The organism is Streptomyces griseus subsp. griseus (genome assembly GCF_000720255.1).
Classification (GTDB): domain Bacteria; phylum Actinomycetota; class Actinomycetes; order Streptomycetales; family Streptomycetaceae; genus Streptomyces; species Streptomyces griseus_I.
Genome location: NZ_JOJE01000003.1, coordinates 139,192 through 150,965, shown reverse-complemented (window position 1 = coordinate 150,965; position 11,774 = coordinate 139,192). Strand labels below are relative to the sequence as shown.

Genomic DNA, 11,774 nt, shown 5'->3' with positions numbered 1-11,774 from the left:
AGGGAGCAGACGCGGCAGTGGCAGTTCAGCAGTCAGTGGGTCCGGACCCGTACTTCCCGGCGAACGGCGATGGCCGCTACCGGGTGCACCGCTACGAGCTCGCGCTGGACTACCGGCCGGCACCCAACCGGCTGTCGGGCACGGCCCGGATCAACGCCATCGCGGGGCGCTCGCCGCTCGCCGAGTTCCAGCTGAACCTGGCCGACTTCCGGGTCGGCCGGGTCCGTGTGGACGGCAGGCAGGCGCACTACACCCACCGGGGCGGCAAGCTGCGGGTGCGTCCGGCCAAGCCGGTCCGGGCGGGAGCCGCCTTCACGGTGGAGGTGCACTGGTCGGGCAACCCCAAGCCGGTCAACAGCCCGTGGGGAGGTCTCGGCTGGGAGGAGCTGGGCGACGGGGCGCTGGTGGCGAGCCAGCCCGTCGGGGCGCCGTCCTGGTACCCGTGCAACGACCGGCCCGCCGACAAGGCGTCCTACCTGCTGTCGGTCACCACGCCGTCCGCGTACACGGTGGTGGCGGGCGGGCGGCTGCTGACCCGGACGACGAAGGCCTCCACGACCACCTGGGTGTTCGAGCAGTCGGCGCCGACGTCCAGCTATCTGGTCGGGCTGGCGATCGGGAAGTACCAGACGGTGCTGCTCGGGGACCCGGGGCTCGGCGGAGTGCCGCAGCACGGGCACATCCCGGCGCACCTGCTGCCGGAGTTCTCGCGGGACTTCGCACGGCAGCCCGTGATGATGGAGCTGTTCCAGGAGCTGTTCGGGCCGTATCCGTTCGGTGAGTACGCGGTGGTGGTCACCGAGGAGGAGCTCGACGTACCCGTCGAGGCACAGGGGTTGTCGCTGTTCGGGTCCAACCACGTGGACGGGGCGCGGGGTTCGGAGCGGCTGGTCGCGCACGAGCTGGCGCACCAGTGGTTCGGCAACAGCGTCTCCATCGCCGACTGGCGGCACATCTGGCTCAACGAGGGGTTCGCCAAGTACGCGGAGTGGCTGTGGTCGGAGCGCTCGGGCGGCCGCAGTGCGCAGCAACTCGCCGCCGCCGCACACCGGTTGCTGTCGTCGCTGCCGCAGGACCTGCGACTGGCCGATCCGGGGCGGAAGTCGATGTTCGACGACCGGCTCTACGAGCGGGGCGGGCTGACCATGCACGCGGTGCGGTGCGCGATGGGCGACGACGCGTTCTTCCGTATGCTGCGCGGCTGGGCCGCGCTGCACCGGGGCGGCTCCGTGACCACGACGACGTTCACCGCGCATGTGGCCCGGTTCGCTCCTGAGCCGTTGGACGAGCTGTTCGCGGCCTGGGTGCACGGAACGGCGCTGCCGCCGCTGCCCTCGGCGTAGGTGCGGGTGCAGTAGGTGCGGATGCAGTAGGTGCGGATGCAGTAGGTGCGGATGCGGTAGATGCGGATGGGGTAGGTGCGGGTGCAGCAGAATGGGGGCATGTCCCGACGTACTCCCTGCCCTTGCGGTCTCGCCGAGGCCTACGACGCGTGCTGCGGCCGATTCCACCGGGGTGAGGCCGCGGCCCCGACCGCCGAGGCTCTGATGCGGTCGCGCTACAGCGCGTTCTCCCGCCGGGACGAGGCGTACCTGCTGCGGACCTGGCATCCGCTCACGCGCCCGGCCCGGGTCGACTTCGACCCGGGGATGCGCTGGACGGGTCTGGAGATCCTCGACAAGGCGGACGGTACGGCCTTCCACACCGCCGGGACGGTGACCTTCCGTGCCTCGTTCCGGGGCGGGGCGCTGCACGAGCGCAGCCGGTTCGAGCGGGTCGACGGGGCGTGGGTCTACGTCGACGGGGAGTTCCTGGACTGAAGTCTCAGGGGGCGAGGATGTCCAGCTCCTTGAGCGCCCCCACCGTGATCTGACGGGTGAGCTCTTCCGCGCGTGTCGCGTCGCCCGCCCGGACCGCCTCGGCGACCTGGACGTGCAGGGTGACGGCGGCCGGGAGGGGGTCGTCGAACATGACCTCGTGATGGGTGCGGCCGGTGAGGACCTCGGCGACGACGTCCCCGAGGCGGGCGAACATCTCGTTGCCGGAGGCGGTGAGGATCACCCGGTGGAAGGCGACGTCGTGGACGAGGTACCCCTCGAGGCGGTGGCCGCGTGAGTTGGCCACCATGCCGAGCGCGCACTCGGTGAGTTCGGCGCACTGCTCCGGTGTGGCGTTCTTGGCGGCGAGGCCCGCAGCCACCGGCTCGATCGCCGAGCGCAGCACGGTGAGCGAGCGCAGTTGGTGCGGGCGGTCGGCGCCGGCCAGCCGCCAGCGGATGACCTGGGGGTCGTAGACGTTCCACTCGGCCTTGGGCCGCACCGTGACGCCGACGCGGCGGCGGGACTCGACCAGGTGCATGGTCTCAAGGACGCGCACCGCCTCGCGCATGACGGAGCGTGAGACGTCGAAGTGTTCGGCCAGTTCGTCGGTGCGCAGCACGCTGCCCGGCGGGTAGTCGCCCCCGGTGATCGCGGGGCCGAGGGTGTCCAGTACATGGCCGTGCAGCCCCCGGCCCGGTGTGCTCATGCACTCAGCGTACGTGGCACGTCACCAACCAAAAAGTCAGACTTATTCGTCACAGCCTCTTGAATTCGTCGTACCTAATGCGTTTCAGTGTGGCGACGCCGGAGAGATCGGCGTCCGGGCGTCGGCGCCCCTGCGTCGAGGTCGTCAGGTCGAGGCAGACAGCGAGGCATTGATGCGTACCCCGCACGTCGTCGTGGTGATGGGCGTCGCCGGCACGGGCAAGACCACCATCGGTCCGTTGCTCGCCGCCCGGCTGGGCGTTCCGTACGCCGAGGGCGACGACTTCCACCCCGAGGCCAACATCGCGAAGATGTCGGCCGGCACCCCGCTCGACGACGACGACAGGTGGCCGTGGCTGGACGCCATCGGCGCCTGGGCGCACGCGCGGGCCGGGCTGGGCGGGGTGGTCAGCTGCTCTGCCCTGAAGCGGTCGTACCGGGACCGGCTCAGGGCGGCGGCTCCCGGCCTGCTGTTCGTGCATCTCTCGGGCGACCGGGAGCTGATCGCGGACCGCATGGGGCACCGGGAGGGCCACTTCATGCCCACGGCGCTGCTGGACTCCCAGTTCGCCACGCTCCAGCCGCTGGAGCCGGACGAGGCCGGCGTCGCCGTGAGCGTCGCCGGCAGCCCCGAGGAGATCACCGACCGGGCCGTGCGGGCACTCGACGACATCTCCGGCGCCCCGCTGTAACCCCTCCGTACGTAACCCCTCCGTACGTAACTCCCCCTCCCCATAACTGTATTGGAACCCCCGTGACCAGACTCAGTGTCGAGATGCTGGCAGCGGACACCGTCGAGCCCATCACCTCGGCCGGCCACGCCCAGCTGGGCATCGCCGTGCTGTCGGGCATCGCCGTCATCGTCCTGCTCATCACCCAATTCAAGCTCCACGCCTTCCTGGCGCTGACCATCGGCTCGCTCGCGCTCGGCGCGTTCGCCGGGGCACCGCTCGACAAGGCCATCGCCAGCTTCACCACGGGCCTGGGCTCCACGGTCGCCGGTGTCGGTGTCCTGATCGCCCTCGGCGCCATCCTGGGCAAGCTGCTCGCGGACTCCGGTGGCGCCGACCAGATCGTCGACACGATCCTCGCGAAGGCGGGCGGGCGATCGATGCCGTGGGCGATGGTGCTGATCGCCTCGGTGATCGGGCTGCCGCTGTTCTTCGAGGTCGGCGTCGTCCTGCTGATACCGGTCGTGCTGATGGTCGCCAAGCGGGGCAACTACTCGCTGATGCGGATCGGCATCCCCGCGCTCGCCGGTCTGTCCGTGATGCACGGGCTCGTTCCGCCGCACCCCGGCCCGCTGGTCGCGATCGACGCGGTCGGCGCCAACCTCGGTGTGACGCTGGCGCTCGGTGTGCTGGTCGCCATTCCGACGGTGGTCATAGCCGGTCCGGTGTTCTCCCGGTTCGCGGCCCGCTGGGTGGACGTCCCGGCCCCGGACCGCATGGTCCCCCAGCGCCCCTCGGAGGACCTGGAGAAGCGTCCCGGCTTCGGCGCCACGCTCGCCACCATCCTCCTGCCGGTCGTGCTGATGCTGTCGAAGGCACTGGTCGACATCGTCGTGGACGATCCCGCGAACACCGTGCAGCGCGTTTTCGACGTCGCCGGCTCCCCGCTGATCGCCCTGCTGGCCGCCGTGCTCGTCGGCATCTTCACGCTGGGCCGGCCCGCGGGCTTCAGCAAGGAGAACATCTCCCGGCTCGTGGAGAAGGGCCTCGCACCGATCGCGGGCATCCTGCTGATCGTCGGCGCGGGCGGCGGCTTCAAGCAGACCCTCATCGACTGCGGTGTGGGCCAGATGGTCCTGGACATCTCCAAGGACTGGTCGATCCCGGCTCTGCTGCTGGCGTGGCTGATAGCCGTGGCGATACGGCTGGCGACCGGTTCGGCGACGGTGGCGACGATCTCGGCGGCCGGTCTGGTCGCCCCGCTGGCCGCCGACATGTCGACGACCCACTCGGCTCTGCTCGTCCTGGCCATCGGCGCGGGCTCGCTCTTCTTCAGCCATGTCAACGACGCCGGGTTCTGGCTGGTGAAGGAGTACTTCGGCCTGAGCGTCGGTCAGAACATCAAGACCTGGTCGGTCATGGAGACGATCATCTCCGTGGTCGCGGGCGGCCTGGTGCTGCTGCTGTCGCTGATCCTCTAGCGGTCGAGGTTCAGCGACGCCACAGCGGATGCTCCCGGTCCGCCCACTCCTCGCTCACCGACCCCGTGCGCATGCCCCGGCGTGCCTCGGGGTCGGCCAGTGCCATGCCGATGTGGCCGGCGAGGACGATGCCGATGGTCAGCGCCAGCCAGTCGTGGACGAAGGTCGCGCTGGTGCGCCACATCAGCGGGGTGAGGTGGGTGAACCACATGATCAGGCCGGTGCCGAGCATCACGAGCGTGGCGCCGGTGATCCAGGCGGCGTAGATCTTCTGACCCGCGTTGAACTTGCCCGCCGGACGCGACTGGTGGCGCCGGTCGCGGCGCAGGGCGGCGCGCAGCCAGACACGGTCGTGCGGCCCGAAGCGGTTCAGCAGGCGCAGGTCGGCGCGCAGTGCGCGGGAGGCGAGGCCCGCCAGGAGGGGCACGGGCAGGGCGAGTCCGGCCCACTCGTGGACGCGGACGACCAGCTCGCGGCGGCCGACCAGCTGGGCGAGCTCGGGGATGTAGAGGAAGGCCGCGGTCAGCACGCACACGCCCATCAGCAAGGCCGTGGTGCGGTGCACCCACCGCGGGGCCGGGTTGAAGCGGTGCACGCGGGTGGCGGCGGGCGGGGCGTCAGCTCGTAGGCTCATCGTCACGTCCGTTCGAACGGCCCACCCAGGCGTCGACGTCGTAGCCGCGGTTCTCCCAGTAGCCGGGGCGCACGTCCTCGGTGACGGTGATGCCGGAGAGCCACTTGGCGGACTTGTAGAAGTACATGGGTGCCACGTAGAGGCGGACGGGGCCGCCGTGGTCGTGGCCGAGGTCCTTGTCCTGCATGCGCAGGGCGACCAACACGTCGGCGCGGCGGGCCTGGGCGAGGGTGAGGCTCTCGCTGTAGGTGCCGTCGAAGCAGGTGAAGCGGACGGCGCCGGCCTTCGCCCGTACGCCGGCCGCGTCCAGCAGGACGGACAGCCGTACGCCTTCGAAGGGCGTCCCGGGGACCCGCCAGCCGGTGACGCACTGGACGTCCTTGACCATCCGGGTCTGCGGCAGCGCCCTGAGGTCGGCGAGGCCGTACGTCCTGGGGTGGTCGACCAGGCCGTCGACCTTCAGGCGGTAGCTCGTGGGGGTCTTGTGCGGGACCGAGGCGGCGACGGAGTAGTAGCGGAAGCCGCCGCCGTTGGGGAGCAGTCCGGTGAGGCCGGTGGGGTCCTTGTCGGCTGCGCTGCCGAGGAAGGCCTCCAGGCCGCGCTGGAGCGTGGGGGCGGTGGCCACGCCGAGGACACCCAGGCCGAGGGTGCCGAGGAAGATGCGGCGGCCGACCGGCTTGCCCCGCTCCTCGGGTTGTTCGGAGTTCACGTACTCATTCGAACACCCGCGAGCCCGGTGGGACCAGGGATCGCGGGTGCTCGTCAGGGTTCCGTAAGCAGTTCTTACGCCATCTCGTACGCCGTCTCGTACGCCGTCTCGTACGCCGTCTCCTACGGCATCGAGGGCGCCCTACGGCACCGCCGCCGCCTTCTCCAGCTGGAACGCCTCGTTGCCGAGGCCGATCCGGGCGTGTGCCTCGGGTGCGCGGGAGCGCAGCACGAGGCCCTGGACGAGTCCGGCGACCAGGGCGACGGCGATGATGCCGGGCAGGACCCAGGGCACCTCTGAGCCGGGGGCCGCGCCGACCAGGACATCGAAATCCTTGACCGTGTAGACGGCGATCACGAGCAGGGCGACGGCCGCCAGCGCGGAGGTCACCATGCGCCAGGCCTGCGCGGCGGCGGCACCGCGCCGGGCGAAGAAGACGATCACCGAGACCGAGGCGGCCGCCATCAGCAGGATCACGCCCAGCGCACCCACGTTGCCGCACCAGGTGAACAGCTGGAGCACCGGCGCGGTGGGGTCGCCGGTCGGCTTGTCGTCAGAGATGGCGAACGCGCCGATGACCACGACGGAGACGGCCGTCTGGAGCAGTGATCCGGTGCCGGGCGCACCGCTCGTGCCCGTGGTCTGTCCGAACGCGCGCGGCAGCAGCCCCTCGCGGCCCATGGCGAAGGCGTATCGGGCGACGACGTTGTGGAAGCTGAGCAGGGCCGCGAACATGCCGGTGACGAAGAGGACGTGCAGGACGTCGGTGAAGGTGGCGCCGAGGCGGGACTCCGTCAGGGAGAACAGCAGGTTCGCGCTCTCCTTCTGCGAGGCCCCGACGATCTGCGAGGGGCCCGCGGCGACGGTGAGCGCCCAGCTGCTGACCGCGAAGAAGACGGCGACGCCCGCGACGGCGAGGAACATCACGCGCGGGACGAGGACGTGCGGCCGGCTGGTCTCCTCCGCGTACACCGGGGCCTGCTCGAAACCGGTGAAGGCCGCGATGCAGAAGCACAGGGCGGTGCCGACACCGGCGCCGGTGAGCGTGTCCGGGTTGAAGGCGTGCAGGGACAGGCCCTCCCTCGCCGGGTCGGCCACGGCTGCCAGGTCGAAGATGACCACCAGCGCCACCTCGATGACCAGCAGGACACCGAGCACGCGCGCGTTGACGTCGATCTTCAGCCGGCCGAGCGTGCCGACGACGAGGGCCGCGACGAGGGCCGGGATCCACCAGGCGATCTGGATGTCGGCGTAGGTGGCGAACAACCCGGAGGCCTCGAAGCCGAAGATGCCGTAGATGCCGACCTGCAGGGCGCTGTAGGCAACCAGCGCGAGCAGGGCGGCGCCCGCGCCCGCGGTACCGCCGAGCCCGCGGGAGACGTAGGCGTAGAAGGCGCCTGCGTTGTGGACGTGCCGGCTCATCTCGGCGTATCCGACGCTGAACAGGACGAGGACGACGCCGAGGACGACGAAGAGGAGGGGCTGGCCGACGATGCCCATCACCGCGAATGCGGTGGGCATGACACCAGCGACGACCATGATGGGGCCGGTCGCCGCGAGGACGGAGAGCAGCAGGCCCCCCGTGCCGAGGCGGTCGGCGCGCAGCGCGCGTTCCTGCCCCTTGAAGGTGCTGATGCCGCTCTCGGCGGATCTGCTCGTGCTCGAACTGCCCGTGGTCATCGAGGGCCGTTCCTTTCCGGTGTGGCTTTTCGGGGGCTGGTGGTGTTACGCCGCGCCGAGCGCGGCGGCGCGCGCGGCGCGGAAGGCGGTGTACGGGTCGCGGTCGGGGTACGACCAGGGGGCCGGGGTGGCGTGCTCGCCGATGCGGTGGAAGAGGGCGGCGGCCTCGGCGCCACGGCCCTCACAGACCTTCGCGTGGGCGAGGAAGTTGAGGTCGACCAGGCGGCGCGGATGGCCGTCGTGCTCCCACTCCAGCCACCAGTCGAAGGCGGCCTTCATCACCAGGCGGGCCCGGCGTCCGCTCCAGTGCTCGGAGCGGGCCGGCTCGGCGGGCTCGAACCCGGCGGCGGCGAGGACGCGGTAGCGCTCGGCGTGGGCGACAACCGGCAGCATCGCCAGCGGCGAGTCGGCGGGCGCCTGCTCGGCGGCCCAGCCGGCGAAGTCGTAGACCTCGTGCAGGGGGTCCGGGCCGGTGTCGGCGCGGCGCTCGGCGAGCCGGGCGACGACCAGGTGGTGGGCGTGGTGGTGGTCGGCGTAGCGATGGCGCACCTCGTCGAAGAGCCGCACGACGTCCTCCTCGCCGCCCAGGGTGCGCTCCAGCAGGAGCAGACCGAGCCAGGGGGTGGGGTCGGCGGGCGCGAGCGCGGCGGCGGTGCGGCAGGCCTCGCGGGCCCGGTCCGGCTTCTCCTTGCCGCGCAGGGCACGGTGGACCAGGGCCAGGGCGAGCAGGACTGCGGCGTCGGCAGAGTCGGGTTCGGCGAGCAGCCAGTCGCGGGTCCAGGCGGCGCTGTACGGCTCCTCGGCGAGGACGACGACACGGTGCCCGCGGCGGTCCCAGTCGTCGCCGGTGTGGGCGAGCAGCGCGCGGGCGGCCTGCCAGCGGCCTTGGGTGAGTGCGGTACGAGCGTCGCGGAGTTCGGCGTCGTCGAGTGCCGCGTCGAAGGCCTGGGCCGCGCGCTTGCGGCCGCGGCCGAGGGGAAGCGGGGGTGGGGGCACCGCTGACTTCCTCACGTTCTCGCGCGATGCGTACGATATCGACCCGCCATCGGCTGATCACGCACAGCAAACCCCCAGCCAGAGGTTTCGTCAAGAAAATCCGGTGCTTGGCATATGCCAACCGGCCACCCGAACAAGGGGTCTGCGGCCGACCGGCGTGACGGGCCACCTGGTGGGCGTGGTAAGGCGGCCCGGAATGTGGCCTGCGCCATGGCGAGGCCCCGTCCGGCATCGCACCATGGCTGGAACGGTCGCGCCGCAGCCCCCGGTCCCCCACCGATCCGCCGGGCACCGCGACCGAGTCGGTCGCCTGGCTACGGGCCCTCCTGGGACGCACCGTGGTGCGTCCCAGGACATCAAAAAGCATCGAAACTTCCGAAAACGGTAGAGTCGGCCCCTGCACACATACGCACCCCGTGGCCGGCGGAAGATCAACGAGGTACGCAGCGTGTCGGTTCTGGTTCTGGTTCTCGCCGTGAGTGCCGCGGTCTGTCTGGGCTTCGGCTTCGTGTTGCAGCAGAACGCGGCACAGACGGCCCCCCTCGGCGACTTCCTCTCCTTCCGTCTGCTGCTGGACCTGATGCGGATGCCCCGGTGGCTCGGCGGCATCGCGCTGATGGTGGCCGGTATGGCGCTGGGCGCGGCCGCGCTCGGACAGGGCGAGGTCTCCCTGGTGGAACCACTGCTCGCCACCAACCTGCTCTTCGCCCTCGCGCTCTCACGACGGCAGACCAGGCAGCCGCTGGGCCGGCAGGGCTGGGCGGGGCTGGCGCTGCTCGCGGGCGGGGTGAGCGTGTTCATCGTGGCCGGACAACCGCGCGGCGGCAGCGCGATCGACGATCCGCTGCGGCACTGGCTGATCATCGGCGTGATGGTGGGCCTCGCCCTGCTGCTCACGGCCTCCGCCAAGCGCTCACGGCTGAGCTCCGCGCCGGTGCTGCTGGCCCTCGCGGCCGGCGTGCTCTACGGCCTCCAGGACGCGCTGACCAGGGTCAGCGGCGAGCGGCTGTCCGCAGGGGGCTTCACCGAGCTGCTGACCGGCTGGCAGCCGTACGCCGTGCTGGCGCTGGGCGTGACCGGGCTTGTCCTCGTGCAGAGCGCCTTCGAGACCGGGACGCTGCGGATGTCGCTGCCCGCCCTCACCGCGGCCCAGCCCCTGGCGGGCATCGCCTGCGGGGTCGGCTTCCTCGGCGACCGCCTCGACACCGACCCCGGCGCCCTCGCCTGGGAGGCGGCCGGTCTCGCCGCCGTGGTCGTCGGCATCATCCTCCTCGGCTGCCATCCGGCCATGCCCACCGGCACGGCCAAGCCGGAACGCGTCCGCGACCTCCAGCCGAGCTGAGCGCTGCGCGGCGGGCGGGGGCACCCGGGCCGGCGCGTAAAAGGGACCGCCCCGAGAGAGCTCGGCCCCTCAAAGCAGCGCCTGTGCGGCAACGCGCCCCAAAAGGGCGCGGGGAACTGCGCGACAAGCCACAACGCGCCTCCACCTGCCCCAGCACCCCCGCCCACGGCGGGCGTGGGGCTCACCCGGGCCGGCACGTAAAAGGGGGCCGCCTCGAGGAGAGCTCGGCCCGTCAAAGCAGCGCCTGTGGGGCAACGTGCCCCAAAGGGGCGCGGGGAACTGCGCGACAAGCCACAAGGCGCCTGCACTTGCCCCGGCACCCCCGCACCCCCACACCCCGCATACGCCCCGCCCCCGCAAAGCGCCCCATCCCCGCCGCACCCCCGGAGGGCCCTGCTTGGATGGGGTGCATGAGTTCTGCGGACGAGATCCTCGACATCGTTGACGAGAACGACCGGGTCGTCGGCCAGTCGCCGCGAGGGGAGGCGTACGCGCGGGGGCTGCGGCATCGGTGCGTGTTCATTCAGGCCCGGGACGCGGAGGGACGGATCTTCGTGCACCGGCGGACCCCGACCAAGCTGGTCTTCCCCTCCCTCTACGACATGTTCGTCGGCGGAGTCGTCGGCGCCGGTGAGGCCTACGACGACGCGGCCCTGCGCGAGGCCGAGGAGGAGCTGGGAGTGAGCGGCCTGCCGCGACCCGACTTCCTGTTCAAGTTCCTGTACGACAACGGCGTCGGCCAGTCCTGGTGGTCCGCCGTCTACGAAGTCCGCTGCGACCTGCCCGTCCGCCCCCAGGTCGAGGAGGTCGCCTGGCACGACTTCCTTCCGGAGGACGAGATGACCCGCCGTCTGAGCGAGTGGACCTGGGTACCGGACGGACTGGCCGCCTACGAGCGGCTCGGGGCGTTCCGGGCCACGGGCTGAGCGGCTGCGGCGCAACGCGCCCCCGGTAAGGTCCTTCGCGTGATCGAGTTCGTACACAACGTCCGGCTGTGGTTCGCCCCGCAGCGCGTCCGCGAGGAGGGCCACACCCCCGACTACCGGTTCTCGCTGGCCAACGAGCGCACCTTCCTGGCCTGGCTGCGCACCGCCCTCGCCCTGATCGGCGGTGGTTTCGCGGTGGACCAGTTCCTGCCCGACCTGCGCTGGGGCTGGCGCGTCGGCCTCGCGCTCGCCCTCCTCGCGGCGGGCGTGCTGTGCTCGTTGCGCGCCGTGAACCACTGGATGCGCTGTGAGCGGGCGATGCGACGGGGTGAGGACCTGCCGGTGTCACGGTTCCCGGCCCTGCTCGGCCTCGTCGTCGCGGTGGTGGCGGTCGCCATGGTCGTCGTCGTGCTCGTCGGGTGGGACGCATGAGCGCCGGGCCCGACCGCCACGAGCCCCACCCACCGGTGAACGACGAGCGCGATCCGGGGCTGCAGCCGGAGCGCACCCGGCTCGCGTGGCGGCGTACGACCCTGTCGAGCACCGTTGTCGCCGTCCTCGCCGTGAAGACCGCGCTGCACGGCGGGGCGACGGCGGCCGGGGTCGCCGTGTGCGCCCTGTGCGCCGTCCTCTGGCTGGGCTTCCTGCTCGTCGCCCACCACCGCATCCGCACCCTCGCCACGACGGCCCGCCCACCGGCCCTGGCCCCGGGCGGGGCCGGCGCGGCGGTCCTGTGCACGGTGGCGATGGCGGTCTGCGCGGCGGCGCTGGTCTTCTGACCGAGACCCCGCAGCAGGCCCGGCAGCCTTA

Annotated in this window: 13 protein-coding genes; 8 read left to right on the top strand and 5 right to left on the bottom strand. The window is 71.7% G+C overall.

The features are described from left to right. Positions 1 to 17: 17 nt before the first annotated feature. Both IG99_RS05695 and IG99_RS05690 read left to right on the top strand, forming a co-directional pair. A complete protein-coding gene (locus IG99_RS05695; protein ID WP_037670471.1) occupies positions 18 to 1,343 on the top strand; it encodes a M1 family metallopeptidase in 1,326 nt (441 codons plus the stop codon). 99 nt (positions 1,344 to 1,442) lie between these two features. Further along, on the top strand, positions 1,443 to 1,820 hold the full coding sequence (locus IG99_RS05690; protein ID WP_037670469.1) for a YchJ family protein: 378 nt from the start codon (positions 1,443 to 1,445) through the stop codon (positions 1,818 to 1,820). A gap of 4 nt (positions 1,821 to 1,824) precedes the next feature. Here the strand turns inward: IG99_RS05690 and IG99_RS05685 are convergent, their stop codons facing one another. Continuing rightward, entirely contained in the window at positions 1,825 to 2,526 is a 702-nt protein-coding gene (locus IG99_RS05685) for a FadR/GntR family transcriptional regulator (protein ID WP_037670468.1), read from the bottom strand. Positions 2,527 to 2,698: 172 nt separating this feature from the next. On the opposite strand from IG99_RS05685, the gene IG99_RS05680 reads away from it, so the two are divergent. Together IG99_RS05680 and IG99_RS05675 are read left to right on the top strand one after the other, a co-directional pair. After that, a complete protein-coding gene (locus tag IG99_RS05680) occupies positions 2,699 to 3,217 on the top strand; it encodes a gluconokinase (RefSeq protein ID WP_037670467.1) in 519 nt (172 codons plus the stop codon). Positions 3,218 to 3,279: 62 nt separating this feature from the next. Continuing rightward, the gene (locus tag IG99_RS05675; RefSeq protein ID WP_037670466.1) at positions 3,280 to 4,677 is read left to right on the top strand and encodes a GntT/GntP/DsdX family permease; all 1,398 of its coding nucleotides are present in this window, start codon (positions 3,280 to 3,282) and stop codon (positions 4,675 to 4,677) included. Between the two features lie 10 nt (positions 4,678 to 4,687). On the opposite strand, the gene IG99_RS05670 is transcribed toward IG99_RS05675, so the two are convergent. From IG99_RS05670 to IG99_RS05655, 4 genes are all read right to left on the bottom strand, one after another. Then, complete coding sequence (locus IG99_RS05670; protein WP_037670465.1) at positions 4,688 to 5,311, bottom strand: cytochrome b/b6 domain-containing protein; 624 nt, start codon at positions 5,309 to 5,311, stop codon at positions 4,688 to 4,690. Further along, a complete protein-coding gene (locus IG99_RS05665) occupies positions 5,295 to 6,020 on the bottom strand; it encodes a molybdopterin-dependent oxidoreductase (RefSeq protein ID WP_037670463.1) in 726 nt (241 codons plus the stop codon). The genes IG99_RS05670 and IG99_RS05665 overlap by 17 nt, the downstream gene beginning before the upstream one ends. Before the next feature lie 141 nt (positions 6,021 to 6,161). Next, positions 6,162 to 7,700 carry an APC family permease gene (locus IG99_RS05660; protein WP_037670461.1) on the bottom strand — a complete coding sequence of 513 codons (1,539 nt, stop codon included), beginning with the start codon at positions 7,698 to 7,700 and terminating at the stop codon, positions 6,162 to 6,164. A 45-nt stretch (positions 7,701 to 7,745) separates the two neighbouring features. Beyond that, positions 7,746 to 8,696 (bottom strand): hypothetical protein, encoded by a 951-nt coding sequence (locus IG99_RS05655; protein WP_037670459.1) that lies wholly within the window; start codon positions 8,694 to 8,696, stop codon positions 7,746 to 7,748. Positions 8,697 to 9,144: 448 nt separating this feature from the next. Between IG99_RS05655 and IG99_RS05650 the strand changes: the two genes are divergently transcribed. The 4 genes from IG99_RS05650 to IG99_RS05635 all read left to right on the top strand — a co-directional run bounded on the left by IG99_RS05650 (position 9,145) and on the right by IG99_RS05635 (position 11,743). After that, positions 9,145 to 10,038: a DMT family transporter gene (locus IG99_RS05650; RefSeq protein WP_037670457.1), complete on the top strand. Its 894-nt coding sequence runs from the start codon at positions 9,145 to 9,147 to the stop codon at positions 10,036 to 10,038. Between the two features lie 410 nt (positions 10,039 to 10,448). Next, on the top strand, positions 10,449 to 10,964 hold the full coding sequence (locus IG99_RS05645; RefSeq protein WP_037670455.1) for an NUDIX hydrolase: 516 nt from the start codon (positions 10,449 to 10,451) through the stop codon (positions 10,962 to 10,964). A 39-nt stretch (positions 10,965 to 11,003) separates the two neighbouring features. After that, on the top strand, positions 11,004 to 11,396 hold the full coding sequence (locus tag IG99_RS05640) for a YidH family protein (protein ID WP_037670454.1): 393 nt from the start codon (positions 11,004 to 11,006) through the stop codon (positions 11,394 to 11,396). Further along, positions 11,393 to 11,743, top strand: a complete 351-nt coding sequence (locus IG99_RS05635) for a DUF202 domain-containing protein (RefSeq protein ID WP_051864949.1) — start codon at positions 11,393 to 11,395, stop codon at positions 11,741 to 11,743. The genes IG99_RS05640 and IG99_RS05635 overlap by 4 nt, the downstream gene beginning before the upstream one ends. Positions 11,744 to 11,774 lie beyond the last annotated feature (31 nt).